General features: G+C 61.5%; 17 protein-coding genes. 8 read left to right on the top strand and 9 right to left on the bottom strand.

Features of this window, described 5'->3' with window-relative positions; genetic code table 11:
* Position 1: 1 nt before the first annotated feature.
* The gene (locus FFI94_RS27070) at positions 2–880 is read left to right on the top strand and encodes a LysR family transcriptional regulator (RefSeq protein ID WP_138870531.1); all 879 of its coding nucleotides are present in this window, start codon (positions 2–4) and stop codon (positions 878–880) included.
* On the opposite strand, the gene FFI94_RS27065 is transcribed toward FFI94_RS27070, so the two are convergent.
* The 5 genes from FFI94_RS27065 to FFI94_RS27045 form a co-directional block, all read right to left on the bottom strand.
* Positions 877–1,839 carry a nitronate monooxygenase family protein gene (locus tag FFI94_RS27065; protein WP_138870530.1) on the bottom strand — a complete coding sequence of 321 codons (963 nt, stop codon included), beginning with the start codon at positions 1,837–1,839 and terminating at the stop codon, positions 877–879. The two genes, FFI94_RS27070 and FFI94_RS27065, sit on opposite strands and share 4 nt — an antisense overlap.
* Positions 1,836–3,488 (bottom strand): class I adenylate-forming enzyme family protein, encoded by a 1,653-nt coding sequence (locus FFI94_RS27060; protein ID WP_185993442.1) that lies wholly within the window; start codon positions 3,486–3,488, stop codon positions 1,836–1,838. The genes FFI94_RS27065 and FFI94_RS27060 overlap by 4 nt, the downstream gene beginning before the upstream one ends.
* 41 nt (positions 3,489–3,529) lie before the next feature.
* The gene (locus tag FFI94_RS27055) at positions 3,530–4,294 is read right to left on the bottom strand and encodes an SDR family NAD(P)-dependent oxidoreductase (protein ID WP_138870528.1); all 765 of its coding nucleotides are present in this window, start codon (positions 4,292–4,294) and stop codon (positions 3,530–3,532) included.
* A 54-nt stretch (positions 4,295–4,348) separates the two neighbouring features.
* The gene (locus tag FFI94_RS27050) at positions 4,349–5,479 is read right to left on the bottom strand and encodes a thiolase family protein (protein ID WP_138870527.1); all 1,131 of its coding nucleotides are present in this window, start codon (positions 5,477–5,479) and stop codon (positions 4,349–4,351) included.
* A gap of 135 nt (positions 5,480–5,614) precedes the next feature.
* Positions 5,615–6,952 (bottom strand): MFS transporter, encoded by a 1,338-nt coding sequence (locus tag FFI94_RS27045; RefSeq protein WP_397495584.1) that lies wholly within the window; start codon positions 6,950–6,952, stop codon positions 5,615–5,617.
* 296 nt (positions 6,953–7,248) lie between these two features.
* On the opposite strand from FFI94_RS27045, the gene FFI94_RS27040 reads away from it, so the two are divergent.
* A complete protein-coding gene (locus tag FFI94_RS27040; RefSeq protein WP_138870526.1) occupies positions 7,249–8,406 on the top strand; it encodes an acyl-CoA dehydrogenase family protein in 1,158 nt (385 codons plus the stop codon).
* A 69-nt stretch (positions 8,407–8,475) separates the two neighbouring features.
* Here the strand turns inward: FFI94_RS27040 and FFI94_RS27035 are convergent, their stop codons facing one another.
* The 3 genes from FFI94_RS27035 to FFI94_RS27025 are packed head-to-tail and all read right to left on the bottom strand — an operon-like array spanning position 8,476 to position 11,593.
* Positions 8,476–9,705 carry a CoA transferase gene (locus tag FFI94_RS27035; protein ID WP_138873445.1) on the bottom strand — a complete coding sequence of 410 codons (1,230 nt, stop codon included), beginning with the start codon at positions 9,703–9,705 and terminating at the stop codon, positions 8,476–8,478.
* 20 nt (positions 9,706–9,725) lie between these two features.
* Positions 9,726–10,721, bottom strand: coding sequence for a MaoC family dehydratase (locus tag FFI94_RS27030; RefSeq protein WP_138870525.1), 996 nt, complete (start codon positions 10,719–10,721; stop codon positions 9,726–9,728).
* A complete protein-coding gene (locus tag FFI94_RS27025) occupies positions 10,718–11,593 on the bottom strand; it encodes a CoA ester lyase (protein ID WP_138870524.1) in 876 nt (291 codons plus the stop codon). The genes FFI94_RS27030 and FFI94_RS27025 overlap by 4 nt, the downstream gene beginning before the upstream one ends.
* A gap of 220 nt (positions 11,594–11,813) precedes the next feature.
* Between FFI94_RS27025 and FFI94_RS27020 the strand changes: the two genes are divergently transcribed.
* Genes FFI94_RS27020 through FFI94_RS27000 form a run of 5 tightly spaced genes read left to right on the top strand, consistent with a single transcriptional unit; the run spans position 11,814 to position 15,907 of the window.
* A complete protein-coding gene (locus tag FFI94_RS27020; RefSeq protein WP_138870523.1) occupies positions 11,814–12,965 on the top strand; it encodes an acyl-CoA dehydrogenase family protein in 1,152 nt (383 codons plus the stop codon).
* 31 nt (positions 12,966–12,996) lie between these two features.
* Positions 12,997–13,743, top strand: a complete 747-nt coding sequence (locus tag FFI94_RS27015) for a GntR family transcriptional regulator (protein ID WP_138870522.1) — start codon at positions 12,997–12,999, stop codon at positions 13,741–13,743.
* Positions 13,744–13,794: 51 nt separating this feature from the next.
* Positions 13,795–14,247, top strand: coding sequence for a MaoC family dehydratase (locus FFI94_RS27010; protein WP_138870521.1), 453 nt, complete (start codon positions 13,795–13,797; stop codon positions 14,245–14,247).
* Between the two features lie 38 nt (positions 14,248–14,285).
* The gene (locus tag FFI94_RS27005) at positions 14,286–15,482 is read left to right on the top strand and encodes an acetyl-CoA C-acetyltransferase (RefSeq protein ID WP_138870520.1); all 1,197 of its coding nucleotides are present in this window, start codon (positions 14,286–14,288) and stop codon (positions 15,480–15,482) included.
* Positions 15,483–15,538: 56 nt separating this feature from the next.
* Positions 15,539–15,907 carry a helix-turn-helix transcriptional regulator gene (locus FFI94_RS27000; protein ID WP_138870519.1) on the top strand — a complete coding sequence of 123 codons (369 nt, stop codon included), beginning with the start codon at positions 15,539–15,541 and terminating at the stop codon, positions 15,905–15,907.
* Between the two features lies 1 nt (position 15,908).
* Here FFI94_RS27000 and FFI94_RS26995 read toward each other — a convergent pair whose 3' ends face one another.
* Positions 15,909–16,319, bottom strand: coding sequence for a hypothetical protein (locus tag FFI94_RS26995; protein ID WP_185993330.1), 411 nt, complete (start codon positions 16,317–16,319; stop codon positions 15,909–15,911).
* Between the two features lie 418 nt (positions 16,320–16,737).
* On the opposite strand from FFI94_RS26995, the gene FFI94_RS26990 reads away from it, so the two are divergent.
* The gene (locus FFI94_RS26990; protein ID WP_138870517.1) at positions 16,738–17,217 is read left to right on the top strand and encodes a nuclear transport factor 2 family protein; all 480 of its coding nucleotides are present in this window, start codon (positions 16,738–16,740) and stop codon (positions 17,215–17,217) included.
* The last annotated feature ends 28 nt before the right edge of the window (positions 17,218–17,245 follow it).

Genomic DNA, 17,245 nt, shown 5'->3' with positions numbered 1-17,245 from the left:
TGTGGAATTTCGACAGATGGAGTACTTTCTCGCGGTTGTCGAGAACAAGGGAATCAGCGGCGCGGCGGCCGCGCTGGGCGTAGCTCAGCCGACGGTGTCGCAGGCTCTGCGCGGGCTGGAACGCGAACTGGGAGTGCGGCTCTTCCATCGGATCGGGCGGGGGATGGTGCTCAGTGCGGCCGGGCGCAGTCTGGTGGGGCCGAGTCGCCAGGTGCTTCGTGATGTTGCTGCCGCCGAAGGACAGTTGACTGCCGCCGACGGCGCGGTCGTCGGTCGACTCGACATCATGGCGTTTCCCGCGCTCACGTCGGGGACCATCGTCGATCTGATTGCCGAGTTCTGCATTCGGTATCCCCGTGCACGAGTCAGGTTTTCGGAGTTGGAGCGCGAAGACAATCTCGATTCTCTGATACGTGACGGGCATTGCGAATTCGCAGTTGCCCATCTCCCTCTCGAAGCAGCAAAGGGATTCGAGATCATCGAGCTTGGGGAACAGGACTATCGGTTGGTCTATCCCGCCGGAACCGAACTTCCGGAGGGGCCGGTGCGTCTTGCCGAGATGCCCGATATTCCCATGGTCTTCGTTCCGCGAGGAGCCGCGATGGGTGACGCGATTGAAGATTCGATCCGAAAGGCCGGTACGAGAACGGAACTTGCGGTGGTCACGGATCAACGGGAGTCGCGACTACCGATGGTCATAGCCGGACTCGGCGGGTCGTTAGTCGAGCGTGCCGTGGCAAAGTCGATGCCTGGGCAGGTTGTGGAGCGGGCCTGTGAGCCGAGATTCCTCCGGACATACGGGCTAGTCTTCGACCAGTCCCTCCTCTCTCCGGTAGGGCAGGCATTCGTGAACTTGGTCCACGAATGCCTGCCGAGCTAGCGACGGCAGATACGTTCGCGAGCAGCCTCGTACTCTGCGGCGAGACGCTCGACGACCGCGTGAGTCGGAAGGACAGCGTCGATCGGCCCGATTCCCTGGCCGGCGCCCCAGATGTCGCGCCAGGCCTTGGTGTCGGTATCGGTGGTCGCGAAACTCATTGCGGAAGGATCGGATTCGGCTAAGTTTTCCGGGTCCAAACCGGCGGCAACGATGCTGCCACGCAGATAGTTGCCGTGTACGCCGGTGAACAGATTGGAGTACACGATATCCGCGGCGCCCGAGTCCACGATCATTTCCTTGTATGCGTCATCGGCGTTGGCCTCTTCGGTTGCAATGAATGCCGAGCCGACATAAGCCAGGTCGGCTCCCGCGGCGAGTGCAGCGAGAACCGAATCTCCGTGAGCGATGGCACCCGACAACAGAACTGGACCGGCAAACCACTCACGAATCTCCCGAATCAGGGCAAACGGCGACTGTCTACCTGCGTGACCACCTGCGCCGGCAGCTACCGCAATCAGGCCGTCCGCACCCTTCTCGATCGCCTTGCGTGCAAAGCGATTGTCGATGACGTCATGGAGAACGATTCCGCCGTACGCATGAACCGCATCGTTGATGTCCGTGCGTGCGCCGAGCGAGGTTATGACGATTGGGACCTCGAACTCGGCGATGGTCGCCAGGTCCTCCTCCAGGCGGTTGTTGGACCGATGGACGATGAGGTTGACCGCAAAGGGAGCAGAGGGCTTCTCCGGGTGCTCACGATCATGCTCCTCGCGCGCCACCGTGATCAGTTTGAGCCAATCCCGAAGTGTCGACTGCGGACGGGCATTCAGGGCCGGGAAAGACCCGATGATCCCGGCGGTGCACTGCGCGATGACGAGGTCGGGCGTCGAGATGATGAACATCGGTGAGGCGAGGACGGGTACGCGCAGTTGCGACGTCAGATCTGCGAAGGTTGTCATTTGGAACCTGCCGTGTCGACTGACTCGAGGAGCCTGGACCGGAGATCGGTCTTGAGGACCTTGCCGGCAGCGGACGTCGGGAGAAGCTCTACCGCGACTACCTCGCGAATCTTCTTGTACGGCAATACCTGCTCAGCAACAAATGCCTTGATCTGCTCGGCGTCGAACTCGGCACCTGGAGTCATCACCACGAAGGCGACGGGTTCCTGGCCATTGCTCCCCACTTCGCGGCCGACGACCGCAGCAGTCGAGATCGCCGGATGCGAGACCAGAATCTCTTCGAGTTCACGCGGATAGACGTTGTACCCCTTGTAGATGAGCATGTCCTTGGCTCGGTCGCAGATGAAGAGGTATCCGTCCGAGTCCAGGTACGCGATGTCTCCTGTGTCCAGCCAGCCGTCGACGAACTGTTCAGCGGTGGTTTCCGGGTGTCCGAGATAGCCGTCGGTGACCTGAGGTCCACGCACCCACAGCTCGCCACGTTCGTTCTCGCCCAGAACGGTCTTCCGGTCGAGTTGATCGCGAATCTGTATCTCGGTGTCGAAGATCGGGAGGCCGACGCTGCTCTGCCGGTATTGCGAGCCGTTGATCAGCGGAGCGGCCGTGACCACACAAGTGGCCTCCGTCAGTCCGTATCCCTCGACGACCAGCGCTTTGGGAAAGGCGTGGCGGAGCGCAGCGAGCGTGACGCTGTCGATCGGGGCAGCGCCGGAGGACACGACACACACGCTGTCGGTGTTACGTACCGTAGCGTCGGGATGAACCGACAGTGCGTGCCACATGGCGGGAGACCCGGTGAGGTAGGTGGCCCCGTGCTTTTCGATCAGCTCGAGCATCCGGCCGGGTTCGAACCGGCCGGCAAATACCTGGGTGAGTCCGGAAATCAACAGGAACGACGTGTTGAGCAACGAATGTGCGTGGAAGAGCGGTGAGACCACGATGGTCGCCCCGGTTCCCGGCGTCGGACCGAGCACGTCGAGGCCGTCGATGCGTCGTGGCGTGACCAGACCGTCGGCACCTGCCTCCAATTCGTGCCCGGTCCTCCAACCACACATCTGCGTGATGTTGCCGACGACGTTGCGGTGAAGAACGCGAACACCTTTGGAGACTCCGGTGGTTCCGCCAGTGAACGCGATGTGTGCGATGTCATCGCTGCGGACGGAGGTAGGGGTGAATTCGGTGGGTAGATCGGCGATGAATGCGTCGAACGCGACGACCGGCTCCGGTGTGTCGAGCGCGCCCTCGGTGTCCTGAACCATCACGATTCTACGGACGGTGCTTCCTGAAGAAGCCGCGAGAAGGACGTGCAGCTGCGAACTCTGCGTGACGGCAGCAACGGCCGACGTCTCTTCGATCTGCTTGCGCAGGCCGAGCTCTGGCTGCAGCGGATTGACCAACGTAACGGTTGCCCCGGCTTGCAGGCAGCCGTAGTAGGCCTGGAGGAACTCGACGCAGTTCCCGAGGTGCATTAACACCACGTCACCGACGCCAACGCCCGCCTGCCTCAGTGCTCCGGCGAATTGCGCACTGCGCTCACCGAGTTCGCGGAACGTGCACGTGCGGTCGCCGTCCACGACGGCGAGGCGATCGCCGTAGAGTGCCGCCATGCTGGGGGCCCAGTACGCCATTGTGGTATCCGGGTAGTGCATGTTGTGGCGCAGTTGTGGATTGGCGATCACGCCGGCGCCCGTCACCGGGGAGCCATCCGGATAGCGCCGTCGAGCCTGATGGTTTCGCCGTTCAGATAGTCGTTCTCGAGCATCGAGACGGCCAGCTGACCGAACTCGTCCGGGCGACCCAGCCGTGAAGGGTTGGGAACCGAGGCTTCGAGGGCAGTGCGCACGTCTTCGCGCAGGCGCGCCAGTAGGGGAGTGTCCATGATGCCTGGGGCGATGGTGTTGACGCGGATCCCACGGCTGGCGAGATCGCGAGCAGCGGTGACCGTCATGCCGACGATCCCGGCTTTTGATGCCGTGTAGTTGATCTGACCGATCTGACCTTCGAATGCTGCGACCGACGCCGTCATGATGATGGCACCTCGCTCACCGTCCACGGCGTCGAGTTCGGCCATCCTCTCGGCGCCGAGACGAAGCGCGTTGAACGAACCGACAAGGTTCAGTTTGACGACGAACTCGAAATCCTCGACCGATCCGGCTTTTCCGTCCTTGTCGAGAATGCGCATGCGACGCCCCGCGCCCGCGCAGTGGACGACGCCGCGGAGGCCACCACGCTCGTGCGCCGCGTCGAGCGCGTCTGCGAACTGTTCGCTGTCGGTGATGTCGGCCTCGGCGAATTGCACTGCCTCTCCGAGGTCGGCCGCTATCTGTTTACCGTCGGAGGACGGCAGATCGATCAACGTGACGTGCGCTCCGGCGTCGAGCAGCCGTCGAGCGGTGGCCAGGCCCAAGCCTGAAGCGCCGCCGGTGATCGCGGTGGAAAGTCCTTCGAGTTTCATGAATGAGTTCTTCTTTCCTGCTGGATGACATGTAGGCCCGAAAATCGGTTCGGGTCAGATCAATTCGAGAATCGTCGCGTTGGCCATGCCGCCGGCTTCGCACATCGACTGCAGTCCGTAGCGAATTCCCTGATCGCGCATGTGATGTGCTAGCCGAGTCATCAAGATCGCGCCGGATCCACCGAGCGGGTGGCCGACGGCGATCGCTCCGCCGAGCGGATTCAATCGATCGATGGCCGCGCCGGTTTCGGCCTGCCAAGCAAGCGGAACGGGCGCGAACGCCTCGTTGATCTCGAAGGCGCCGATGTCGTCTATGGACAACCCGGATCGCTCCAATGCCTTTGCAGTGGCGGCAATCGGACCGGTGAGCATGATGACCGGATCAGCGGCCGCGACCACTGCAGTGTGAATCCGGACGAGTGGCTTCCACCCGTGTGCTCGGGCGTATTCACTGGTCGTGACGAGTGTGGCGCCCGCTCCGTCGGAGATCTGAGAAGAGTTGCCTGCGTGGATCACTCCGTCTGCGTCGAATGCCGCCGGCAGCTTCGCGAGCGACTCCACGCTTCCCCCTCGCCGTATCCCTTCGTCCTGCGATAAATCGGCGATGGTGGCAATCTGTCCGGTGAATGCTCCAGTATCAGTGGCACGGGCCGCGAGTTCATGTGAGCGGAGAGAGTATTCGTCGAGCGCCGTCCGTGTGAGTGCCCATTTGCGGGCCATCATCTCGGCGCCGGTTCCCTGACTGAATCCATCGACACCGAAGCGTTCGAGGACCGACGGCGGGAAATGCTCACCGTTCTTGCTGGCGGTTCCCATCGGTACTCGCGACATCGACTCGACGCCGCCGGCGACAACCACGTCGTTCTGACCGGAGATGACGGTAGCGGCGGCAAAGGAGACTGCCTGCTGGCTCGATCCGCAGGCCCGGGTCAGTGTGACACCGGGAACGCTGTCGGGCCAACCGGCGGCGAGTGCCGCTGTGCGGGCGATGCTTCCGGCCTGTTCACCGACCTGACTGACGCACCCCCAGATCACGTCGTCGACCGTCGCTGCGTCGAGTCCGGTGCGCTCTGCGAGTGCACGTAGGACGTGTGCGGACAAATCGGCCGGATGGATCTCCGAGAGGGAGCGGCCGCGACGGCCGATCGGTGTACGTACTGCGTCGACGATGACGGCATCTCGCATGTATCTCTCCTGCTGTTCGTGCCCGGTGTTGCAACGGTGCGGTTGGGGCGTGCTTCGAGTCGATCACGAGCGGCAACGTCCCGGCAATGTCTTTCGGTGAATGGCTTTGTTAGCGAATGGCTATGAGTAGTGCACTCAGCCGCGGATGAGCTTGCGGTCGCGATCCGGATTGGCGAAGACGAGGACCAGAACGGCGGCGATGACGCCGATGATGCCGATTGCCTGGAAGGACTGGGCGTAGCCGTCGGCCGGCGTTGCGGCATTGTCCACGATGACTCCCGTTGCGTATGGCGCAATCAGGCCGCCGATCGACATGATGGCGAGGAAGAATCCCATGGTTCCGGCTGTCTGCTGCGGCGGGCACAGTTCGGAGATCGCAGCATTGATGAGAGGAAAAGTGATTGCCGAGAATCCGTAGCCGATCGAGACGATGGCAACAGCGACGGCGGGAGTGGAAATCTGAGGCAGGAACAGGAGTATCGACCCGCAAATCAGAACGCCGACACAGGGAACGATGACACGAACCGCACGAGACGTGAAACCGCGGCCGATCAACTTGTCCGTGACGGAACCGGACGTGATCATGAGGATCAGACCGACGATCGAGGGCAGCGCGAACATCGAACCGGCTTGCATTGCACTGTAACCGAGGCCGACCTCGAAGTACGACGGCAGCCAGGTGAGGACCACTGTGGTCAACGCGTAGATGGCGGCAATGAGGAAGCAGCAGCTGACAAAAGTGCGGGAGAGCAGGATCTTGCGCCACGGAACGTTCGGTTCGGTGACTGCCTTTGTTGTCGTCTCGACCGCTTCTCCTGGATCGGCATGTCTGGTCGCCTTGACTGCCTTGCTCGTGTACGGACCCTCGGACCAACCGGCCAGCCAACAACCCATCCACACCAGACCGAGAACGGAGAGCGAGAGAACCGCTGCACGCCAACCGTAATGGACCGCGATGAATGTGAGCACCGGTGCGAGCGCGATCTTTGCCACGGAGGCGGATCCGGCGAGCATCGCGCCGGGGAGGCCACGCTTGGCCGGTGGATGCCATGAGTAGGCGGCAGTGTGCATCAACGCCGAGCTGGGGCCTTCGGCAAGTCCCAAAAGCATGCGAGAGACGATCAACATCGCGAGACTTGCGCCGAGAACCAGGGGAAGCATGACTACGGACCAGATCGCAGCCAAGATCAGCAGCGCCCAACGCAGGGTGAGGTACTTGTTCAGTGGTCCGGCCAGGAAGCCGCCGATGCAGAACATCAGAAAGAAGAGCGAGCCGACCATGCCGATTTGCGACGACTTCAGTCCGAGTTCGCGTGCAAGCGGTTGAGCGATGATTCCGAGGACTGCTTTGTCTGCGTAGTTGACTATGTAGAGGAACACGACCAGTCCGGTCATAGACCAGGCGCGCTTGCGAGTTCCGAAGACAGGGACCGAAGTCGATTCAGGTTGGACGTCGTTACGATGCTGCGCGATGTTGGCCACGGGCGTCCTTCGAGGTTGGTAGGCGGTTGCGATCGTGATCGAAGCACGGCCTCGAAGCGATCGGTTGTGTGCGTTGCCGGCTGCCCTATTCAACGTGTTCTGGATCACTTTCGGCAATGTCGCGTCGGTGATCGGAACGATAGCGGTTGCCTATGTATCGCAGGTCAGGGCGCATTGGAATGCCCTATCGGACGCATAGGCGACGAGTGTTGGATCGAACGCGGCAGATTGAGGCAAGGTGACAAAAAAGGATCACCCTGTTTCCCTCGACCGACTGGAGTTCATACATGCAGCGCACCGTGTTCAACGAGGATCACGAGGCATTCCGGGCTACCGTCCGCGATTTCATCGCGAAGGAAGTGACGCCAGTCCACGAGAAGTGGGAAGAGGACGGTCACCCACCCCGTGATTTCTATCGCCGACTGGGTGAGCTGGGCGTACTCGGAATTCAGGTGCCGGAGGAATATGGCGGAGGCGGGGAGTCCTCGCTCAAATTCAATGTCGTCGTCGCCGAGGAAGTTGCCGCGGCCGGGGCGTCGTTCGGCTCGCAGTCGGTTCATACGAACCTGATCCTGCCGTACCTGCTCGAGTACGCGAACGATGAACAGAAGAATCGGTGGCTGCCCGGGTTTGCGTCTGGTGATCTGATGTTTGCGATTGCGATGACCGAACCGGGAACGGGTTCGGACCTGGCTAACATTGCGACGTCGGCCAAGCTGTCCGAGGACGGTACACACTACGTGGTCAACGGTGCCAAGACGTTCATCACCGGAGGTGTGCTGGCCGATCGGATATTGGTGGTGTGCCGCACTTCGCCCAGTACAGCGGAGAACCGTCGTAGCGGACTGTCGATTCTGGTGGTCGACACGTCGTCACCCGGCTTCTCGGTGGGGCGCAAGATCAACAAGATCGGACTCAAGACCTCGGACACTGCGGAACTTTCGTTTGTCGACGTCCAGGTGCCTGTCGAGGATCGGCTCGGCGAAGAAGGCCACGGCTTCAGCTATCTGACCCACAACCTGGCTCAGGAACGATTGACCATTGCTTTCGGCGCGGCCGCGTCTGCCACTGCAGCGCTTCGATTTGCCATCGACTATGTCAAGGATCGCAAGGTCTTCGGCAAGCCCGTTGCAGCGTTCCAGAACACCAAATTCGTTCTGGCAGAGTGCGCTACCGAAGTCGACGCCATCCAGTTGGTGTCTGACAACGCACTAGAGTGCCACGACCGTGGCACGCTGACGATTCCGGACGCGGCGAAGGCAAAGCTGTTCTGTACCGAGGCGGCAGGTCGAGTAATCGACAAATGCCTCCAGTTGCACGGTGGGTACGGGTACATCACCGAGTACCCCATCGCTCGCCTCTACGCTGATACACGCGTCACGCGAATCTACGGTGGTACAAGTGAAGTCATGAAAACCATCATCGCGAAAGATCTTGGCCTCTGACAGTTCCCTTGCGCGCATACAACTTCGGCCTCGGGAGAGTTTCCCGAGGCCGAAGTTGTATGCGGGTGATCAGAGTGCCGGAACGCCGACTATGCCGTTCTTTGCCAGCTCGGCCGCACGATCTGCAGTCGTGCCGAGGATCTCGGCCAGTACGGTCACGGAATCTTCGCCGACTACCGGGGCGGGTCCGGTCGTGAAGTGAGTTCCGTTGAATGATGCGGGATGACCGGCGGCGAGGTAGGAACCGATACGAGGTTGTTCGAGCGTCGTGAACATCGGGTTCTTTTCGAGTTCGCCGGATTCGACAACCGTTTCGAAACTCCGGTAGCGCTCGGACAGGATCGATGTCTTGTCCAGTGCTGCAGCAACTTCGCTACCGCTGTGTTCACGAAACCAACGCGAGAACAATGCGGTGAGCACCTCGCGGTGGGTGTACCGGTCGGCTTCGGTGGTGAAATCTGCGCCCAAGGCAGCTTCGACGGCTTCGACGGCTTCGGTTGTTCCGGTCATGGCCGTGAGGTCACGGAAATGGCGGGTGGTCAGCGCGACGATCATGAAACGTTCGTTGTCGCTGGTGACGAAGTCGATTCCGTAGGTTCCGTAGACGGCGTTGCCGCCGGATGTGCGGCTGTGTCCGTTGATCTGGACTTCGGTGAAGTATCCGAGGGTGCCCGCCGTTGCGAGCGCGACATCTTCGAGGGGGAGGGTGATCTGGGATCCCTCGCCGCTGATGTCACGTTTGCGTGCTGCTGAGGTGATGGCAAGTGCTGCATGTAATCCGCAGGCCATGTCCCAGGCGGGGAGTACGTGGTTGACGACGCCGGCGTGGTCTGCAGGCCCGGTCATCATCGGAAATCCCAATCCGGCGTTGACGGTGTAGTCGACGCCGGGGGAGCCGTCGCGGCGGCCGAGGATTTCGAGGGTGATGACGTCGCTGCGCAGAGCGGTGAGGGTGTCGTGGCTCATCCAGGCGCGTCCGCCGGCGTTGGTGACGAGGATGCCGTTGCCGGGGCCGGGTGCGGTGACCAGTTGTTGGACCAATGCTTGCCCCTGTTCGGAGCGCATGTTTACTGCGAGTGACTTCTTGCCTTTGTTCAGGCCGGTCCAGTAGATGCTCTCGCCGTGATCGGTGACCGGCCAGCGGTTGTAGTCGGCAGCGCCGCCGATGGGGTCGATTCGGATGACCTCGGCACCGAGTTGGGAGAGTGTCAGTCCGCAGAGGGGAGCGGCGACAAAACTGGAGATCTCGATGATGCGCAGTCCTGTCAACGGGCCTGCGGATGTGTTGGGGGTCGTCATGATGGTCCTTAGCGTCTCGGTCATGCCATCAACGCTGTGAATCGCCAGTCCAGCACGGGGGTGTCGGTGGCAGAGCTGTTGTGGGAGAAAACAAGTGATCGAAGCTCGACTGCGGTGCCGTGTTCGAGTGGGGTGGCGCTTTCGACGTGCAGTTCGCTGGTGAGGGTGTCGCCTTCGTGGACGGGTCCGGTGTGATCACAGGAATGCCAGCCGAGGACGGTGACCAGGTTCGGCAGTGCCCGCGTCGCCTGGGCGAGGGCGATCCCGATGGTGTGGCCACCGTAGACGAGACGGCCGTGGGCGCCGACGCGTTCGTCGTGATGTGTCGCCGCGATGTTGAGGCTCAGGCGGGCGAGTTCGGGTGCGCTGGAGACGACGTCGCCGCTGCTGCGGTGGATTGAACCGACCAGTGTCTGCTCGAAGTGCTTGCCGGGAACCTTGTTCCGGTAGGCGTCGAGGTTCCACTCGCGCGGCGTCTCGTACGGTGCGGGGGCGTCGGGGCCGATGGAGGAGAGATCGTCGTCGTGGCGTGTGCGCTTCTCGTCGGGTGTGCCGCTCAGTGGCAGCATCGCGCACCGGTAGAAGTCGAGGACGGTGTTGCCGTTTTGGTCGGTGGACGTCATCCGTAGTGCCGCAAGGCCGGTGGGTGCGCGGCCGGGTTTGGACGAGTTTTCGCGCAGGCCGACAACTTCGGTGCGCGTGTACAGGGTGTCGCCGAGGACGGGGAAGCGGTGGAATCGCAGTCCGCGGTAGAAGAGGTTGGCTTTCACGTGGTGGGTGACCACGGTGGACTGGCCGATCGCGATGTCGGTGATCAAACCGGGATTGGCGACGGGTGCAGCGCCGGTGACCGCTGTCGAGAGGTGTGCGTCGAGCGGCAGTCGCATCCGGTCGCCGAGGATGGCCTGGTGGGTGGCGGCGAGGCCACTTGTCAGTGTCACGGCGGGGGCTTCGTCGAAGATTTGGCCGTGGGTGAGTTCGTCGAAGTACGGTCCGCCGACACGGTGTTCGCTCATGCGTTGACTCCTTCTGCTCGGGCGAGTGTGCGACGTGCTGCTACCGCGACGGCTTCGTCGAGCATCTGGCCGTCGAGTTGCGCGGCGCCGGCTCCGGAGGCTTCGGCTTCCTCGAGGGCGCCGAGAACGCGTCGGGCGTCGGCGACATCGGAGTCGGACGGTGTGAATGCTGCTGTCGCGGAGTCGATCTGCGCGGGGTGGATGACCCATTTTCCGTCGAATCCGAGGGCGCTGGTCCAGGCTGCGGAGTGGCGGAAGGCGTCGTTGTCGGCGATTCCGAGAAACGGTCCGTCGATGGCGGCGATGCCTGCGGTGCGGCAGGCGATCAGAATTCTGTCCTGCACGGCCAGCCAGTGCTCCGGGAGTGCGGTCCGTGAGCGTCCCAGTGCTGCACCGAGATCGGCGTATCCGATGACAAGTGCCTGCAGGCGCGTCGTGGCTCGGGTGACGGCGTCGACGTTCGAGACACCCAACGGTGTCTCGATGAGCGCTTGAAGGGTGACGGAGTGTGCGCCTGCTGCGACGAGCAGTCGCTGCGCGTCGAGGAGGTTCTCGGGGGACTCCACTTTCGGGACTATCGCACTGGTCAATGATTCGTCGAGTGCGCCGCACGCGGTCATGTCGGCCTCGAACCACGGTGTGGTCGGTCCGTTGACGCGCACGGACACGGTCCGGGACGGGCCGAACTCGCGAACGAGTTCGGCGACGAGTTCGCGGGCTGTGTGTTTGTTGGCCGTGGTGACGGCGTCTTCGAGATCGAGGATCACCTCGTCCGCGGTCGAGTTCAGTGCTTTGCGTGCCTTGCGCTCGTCGCTGCCGGGCGCGACGAGGGCGGTGCGTCGTCGGACAGTGCGGTACTCGTTGTTCGTCACGTGTGTCGATTACCTCTATCAGGGCCCAAATGTACGGCCAGTTGAGAATGTTGTGAGTTGCCGTGAATAGGTTGAAATTGTGTCGATATTTCCAGAATTGCACTGGTCTTGCCACGATGCTGGCAGCATTTGTGGGTGACTGTCAAGGCGAAGTATTGACAAAGGGCGAACAATGGCCAAATATGGCCGTACAAACTTTGAACAATGTCGAGGCGGATTCATGCTCAAGCTCAACGACGAAGAGACCTTTCTGGTCGATACGGTGCGATCGTTCATAGATCGCGAGGTCAAGCCCTCCGTGCAGGAGGTGGAGCACGCGAACGAATATCCCGAAAAGTGGATCGACCAGATGAAGCAGATCGGGATCTACGGCCTCGCCATTCCCGAGGAGTACGGCGGAGCCCCGGTGTCGATGCCGTGCTACGCGATGGTGACTCAGGAATTGGCTCGCGGATGGATGACCTTGTCCGGCGCTATGGGCGGACACACCGTCGTCGCCAAGCTGATCACGCTGTTCGGCACCGAGGAACAGAAGCAGAAGTACCTGCCGCGGATGGCAACCGGCGAGATTCGCGCCACGATGGCGCTCACCGAGCCCGGCGGCGGCTCGGATCTCCAGGCGATGACCACCAACGCCAAGAGCGACGGCAGCGATCTGGTCATCAACGGAGCGAAGACCTGGATCACCAATGCCCGGCGATCCGGTGTGATCGCATTGCTGTGCAAGACAGATCCTTCGGCAAGTCCGCGTCATGCCGGTATCTCGATCGTCCTGGTCGAACAAGGTGATGGGCTCACCGTTTCGCGGGATCTCCCCAAGCTCGGCTACAAGGGTGTCGAGAGCTGCGAGTTGTCGTTCGACAACTACCGTATCTCCGAAGACGCGATCCTCGGCGGCGTACCGGGCAAAGGTTTCGGGCAGATGATGAAGGGCCTCGAAACCGGCCGTATCCAGGTGGCCTGCCGTGCGCTCGGCGTTGCGACCGCTGCACTCGAAGATTCGCTTGCCTACGCCCAGCAGCGTGAGAGCTTCGGAAAGCCGATCTGGAAGCATCAGTCGATCGGTAACTACCTTGCGGACATGGCCACGAAGTTGACCGCGGCCCGGCAATTGACCTGGCACGCGGCGGAAAAGTACGACAGCGGCGAGCGGTGCGACATGGAAGCCGGGATGGCCAAGCTGTACGCGTCCGAGATCGCCATGGAAATTGCGCTGTCCGCGGTCCGCATTCACGGTGGCTACGGCTACTCGACGGAATACGACGTAGAACGCTACTTCCGGGACGCTCCACTGATGATCGTGGGCGAGGGTACCAACGAGATTCAGCGCAATGTCATCGTCGCGCAGCTGGTTGCGCGCGGTGGTCTGTGACCACTCTGTGAGCCAGTAGAATCTGAATGCTATGAGCGGTAAGGAAAGAGAGACGGAGCCGGCGTACCAACGCCTCTCCCGTGAGCTTCGTCAGCAGATATCCGCCGGAACTTACCGCGACGGCCTTCAGCTACCCACCGAATCCGAACTGGCGACTCAGCACGGCGTGAGCCGCCAGACGGTTCGACGAGCATTCCACGACCTGGTGTCCGAAGGCATCGTGTATCGGGTTCCGGGTCGTGGCACGTTCGTGACGGAGAACAGTGGCCAGTATCTGCGGCATCTGGGGTCCATCGAAGACCTGATGAACCTGTCGAACGACACGACGATGGAAGTGGTGTCGCCACTGGTTCGGCGCGTGGATATCGAAGCGGCAAGTAGGCTTCGATTGGATACTGACGTGGTGTACACGGTGGTATTTCGCCGATTTCATGAAGGAATTCCCTTCGTGCAGACCACCGCGCACCTGCCCGAAGCTGTTGCCCGTCATATTGTCGACGCGCCCGAAATGCTGGCCGGTGCCGTCAGTTCCTACACCGTGATCGGATTGTTGGAGCCCCTGCTGGCCAGTCCGATCATTGAAGCAGCGCAGTCGATTACAGTTGCGCCAGCCACTGCTGACGTGGCCAGAGACGTCAACTGTGAACCCGGGCACGCGATGTTGCGCGTCGATCGTCTGTATACCAATGCTGCCGGGCTGGCCAACGAATTGTCGGTCAGCTACTTCCTGCCCGAGCAGTACACCTATCGAGTGACGCTACGACGAGGTGCGCACTAGCGGATTCCGCGGTGGTATCTCGTTGTCACCCAAATTCTCTCAGGAGAGACTATGCGAGTATTCAACGGAATCGACGACGTCGAGTCGGCAGTAGGCGAGCACCTCGGATACAGCGAGTGGTTTCCGGTCACTCAGGAACGAGTCGACAAGTTTGCCGACGCGACCGAAGACCGTCAGTGGATTCACGTGGATCCTGAACGCGCCGCGCAGGGTCCGTACGGCGGCACCATCGCACACGGCTACCTGACTCTGTCGCTGTTGCCTGTGCTCGGTGCCCAGGTGATGCGCGTCGACGGCATAGCGATGACTGTCAACTACGGTACCAATAAGGTCCGTTTCCCCGAGCCGGTCAAGGTTGGTTCGTCGGTTCGGGCAGGTGCCGAAGTTCTCTCGTTCGAGCGAACCCTCAAAGGGGCCACCGTGGTAGTTCGATACACGATCGAGATCGAGGGCGCTACGAAGCCGGCTCTTGTTGCCGAGACGGTCCGTCTGCTCGTTGCCTGAGCCATTCTTCTACTTACAGAACAAGATTCGAGGAAATCATGAAACGAGCAGCGCTGGTTGCGCCGGTTCGTACCGGGGTGGGCCGCTTCGGCGGGGCACTGCGTGATGTGCCTGCCGAGACTTTGGCAGCCACGGTAATCAGGGAGACGGTTCGTCGCAGTGGCATCGATCCGGCGCGCATCGACGATGTTGCGATGGGCCAGTCGTACGCCAATTCGGAAGCGCCGTGCATCGGCAGGTGGGCAGCACTCGAGGCCGGGCTTCCCATCTCGGTTGCCGGTTTTCAGACCGATCGTCGATGCGGAACGGGTCTGCAGGCCATTATCACCGCGGCGTTGATGGTTCAAACAGGCGCTGCCGACGTAGTTCTCGCGGGCGGCGTCGAATCGATGAGCGGTATCGAGCATTACGCCACCGGAGCACGATGGGGCACCAAAGCCGGTGGGCTGCAACTGTTCGACAGGCTTGACCGTGGCCGCGAGCGGTCACAGCCGGAATGGCGATTCGGCAAGATCAGCGGCATGATCGAAACCGCGGAGAATGTTGCTCAGCGCTGCGATATCAACCGCGAGCAGTCCGATCAGTTTGCGGTGGACAGTCATCGCAAGGCGACGGCTGCGCGAGATTCCGGCCGTTTCGACGCCGAAATAGTCTCCGTGGAACTGACCGACCGCAAGGGCAACGTCACGGAGTTCCGCAGTGACGAGGGAATCCGCGACGATACGTCGATGGACACACTCGGGCGGTTGCGGACCGTCACGAAGGGTGGCGTCGTCACAGCCGGAAACGCCAGTCAGCAGAATGACGCTGCGGCAGCGATGTTGGTGGTTGCGGAAGATCGCCTCGACGAGTTGGGTCTCGAACCGATCGGCTTCCTGGACAGTTGGGCTGCCGCGGGCTGTGAACCCGCGCTGATGGGACTCGGCCCCGTCGCCGCAGTATCGAAGCTCTTCGCCAGGACCGGCGGCAATTTCTCCGATTTCGAGTTGGTGGAGTTGAACGAGGCATTTGCGTGCCAGGTTCTCGGTGTCGTGAGGGAATGGGGCTTCGAGGACCTCGACCGGCTCAACGTCAACGGTTCCGGAATTTCACTCGGACATCCCGTCGGCGCGACGGGTGCCCGAATGGCGACCACCGCCCTGCACGAACTCAACCGCCGCGGCAGTGGAAAAGCGCTGTTGACCATGTGCATCGGCGGCGGGCAGGGACTAGCTGCTGTAGTGGAATCCGCCTGAGTGCACCCTGGGTACACTCCGTATGAGGGATAACAGCACTACGGAGGCGGTCGGGCATGGAGTCAAGCGGCGCTTTGAACATCGCCGATGTCCGGCGCGGGCAGGCGGCGCTCGAGGGTCTGGACGTGACTGTGTGGGCCAACAGATTTGAACTGCTGTCCGATGCCAATCGCCTTCGGCTTCTCCTGTGCCTGCATCACGCGCCGGGTATCTGCGTCACGGACCTGTCCGTGGCATTGGGAATGAGCGGGACGGCTGTCTCGCATGCACTTCGGCTGCTTCGGAGCCAGGGGTGGGTGACTGCGACGCGAGACGGCCGTTCGATGCGCTACCAATTGGCTGACGACACCGTTCACCAGCTACTGCACTCGATCGGCGCTACGCATTTCGGTGACGATCCCACGTCGGGTCACACACACGACTGAATTACGGAGTGGCGAAGAATTTCTCCACTGCCGGTGCGGCATTCGGGTTTCCGTTCATGATGCCGTTGCCGAGGCCGATGCCCGTTCCGATGGCTCCACCGACGATGCATCCCGCGATGAAATTGGGGAAGATCGACAAGCAACCGATCCCGATGCCCGTGGCCGCTCCGCCGAGCGTCGACTGCAAGCCGCCGTTGTTCCACCCGATATTGATTTCGTTTGTCATGGTGTCGAACGCAGCTTGTTTGGCATCGTTACCAGGGAAGAGCGTCGCTGCAGTCGGACTGTTCGTGCTTACCGGTGGGTTGAACGGATCGAAGCCGGTGTTCGGTGCTGCCACAGCCGTGCCGGCGCCCGCGCCGACGGCGGCAACGACAATCGCGGTCATGGTCAGAGTTCGGGACAGTTTCATGGGAAAACCAATCTGTCTGTGTGGAACTTTCGGGCACAAGCGGACCCGTCGTTCTGCGCGCGACGGGTCGTGAGATGTGGCTACCCGCCTCTGAGGTTCTTGAAACCGTCCATCCGACTCTGAGGTTCTTGAAACCGTCCATCCGACTCTGAGGTTCTTGAAACCGTCCATTCTCGTTCGGTTTCTGCAGGTTGAGCCGGATTGTTCGTTGGAGCGTCGAGCGCTTCTTGCTTTGGTTCGAACTTTGCCTTCTCGCACGCTGTTCGACCGATACGGGGGCGGGCCTTGCATCCTGAACTAATTCATACTAATAATTAGCATGTTAATGAGTGATGTGGCACACGCCGACGAATATTCAGGTCGTGCGCATCGCCGGAAGTAAGGCCACATGCGTTGACCGTCTCGAAGGAGGAACACGATGCCTGCTGACACTGTCACGGGGAATGAATTGGCGGCGGTGCTTGCTCGTGTGGAGCGCCTCGAGCAGATCGAGGCGGCGCGCGGTGTATTCGCGGACTACGCAACCGCCGTCGATAATCACGACGCCGATGCACTTCGTCGTCTCTACACCGCGCGTAGCATTCTGGATACTCGGGTCGGAACCTTCACTGGTACAGACGAAATTGCGGCGTTCTTCGACAGGGCATGGGCTGCCGGGCCATCAGGTAAGAGGCACTTCGTTTCCAATATCACGGCCACCTGGATGTCTTCGAACGTCGTCGCCTTGGATGCCTATTTCTTCTACGTCGGACGTCCGTCCGAGGACTCGGTAATCGGTTGGGGCGCATACCGTTGCACCGTGGATACGGTCGGCGTTCCGACCATGATCGACCACAGGATCACCCTAGAGATGGGAACCACTCTCGCGGCCGGTTGGTCTGCCCCGGTCGGATGCTGACCAGAGAGTTCGCAGGACAGTCGAGGAA

It is taken from the genome of Rhodococcus sp. KBS0724 (genome assembly GCF_005938745.2).
GTDB lineage: Bacteria > Actinomycetota > Actinomycetes > Mycobacteriales > Mycobacteriaceae > Rhodococcus_F.
This window is presented reverse-complemented; position numbering and strand designations above follow the sequence as displayed.

Excerpts from the sequence above, each read along its gene's own strand:
- FFI94_RS27040 (WP_138870526.1), top strand. The coding sequence starts at position 7,249 with ATGCAGCGCACCGTGTTCAACGAGGATCACGAGGCATTCCGGGCTACC.
- FFI94_RS27000 (WP_138870519.1), top strand. The coding sequence starts at position 15,539 with ATGGAGTCAAGCGGCGCTTTGAACATCGCCGATGTCCGGCGCGGGCAG.
- FFI94_RS27035 (WP_138873445.1), bottom strand. The coding sequence starts at position 9,705 with ATGACGACCCCCAACACATCCGCAGGCCCGTTGACAGGACTGCGCATC.
- FFI94_RS27005 (WP_138870520.1), top strand. The coding sequence starts at position 14,286 with ATGAAACGAGCAGCGCTGGTTGCGCCGGTTCGTACCGGGGTGGGCCGC.
- FFI94_RS27050 (WP_138870527.1), bottom strand. The coding sequence starts at position 5,479 with ATGCGAGATGCCGTCATCGTCGACGCAGTACGTACACCGATCGGCCGT.
- FFI94_RS27015 (WP_138870522.1), top strand. The coding sequence starts at position 12,997 with ATGAGCGGTAAGGAAAGAGAGACGGAGCCGGCGTACCAACGCCTCTCC.
- FFI94_RS27065 (WP_138870530.1), bottom strand. The coding sequence starts at position 1,839 with ATGACAACCTTCGCAGATCTGACGTCGCAACTGCGCGTACCCGTCCTC.
- FFI94_RS27020 (WP_138870523.1), top strand. The coding sequence starts at position 11,814 with ATGCTCAAGCTCAACGACGAAGAGACCTTTCTGGTCGATACGGTGCGA.
- FFI94_RS27010 (WP_138870521.1), top strand. The coding sequence starts at position 13,795 with ATGCGAGTATTCAACGGAATCGACGACGTCGAGTCGGCAGTAGGCGAG.
- FFI94_RS26990 (WP_138870517.1), top strand. The coding sequence starts at position 16,738 with ATGCCTGCTGACACTGTCACGGGGAATGAATTGGCGGCGGTGCTTGCT.
- FFI94_RS27055 (WP_138870528.1), bottom strand. The coding sequence starts at position 4,294 with ATGAAACTCGAAGGACTTTCCACCGCGATCACCGGCGGCGCTTCAGGC.
- FFI94_RS26995 (WP_185993330.1), bottom strand. The coding sequence starts at position 16,319 with ATGAAACTGTCCCGAACTCTGACCATGACCGCGATTGTCGTTGCCGCC.
- FFI94_RS27030 (WP_138870525.1), bottom strand. The coding sequence starts at position 10,721 with ATGAGCGAACACCGTGTCGGCGGACCGTACTTCGACGAACTCACCCAC.
- FFI94_RS27060 (WP_185993442.1), bottom strand. The coding sequence starts at position 3,488 with ATGCACTACCCGGATACCACAATGGCGTACTGGGCCCCCAGCATGGCG.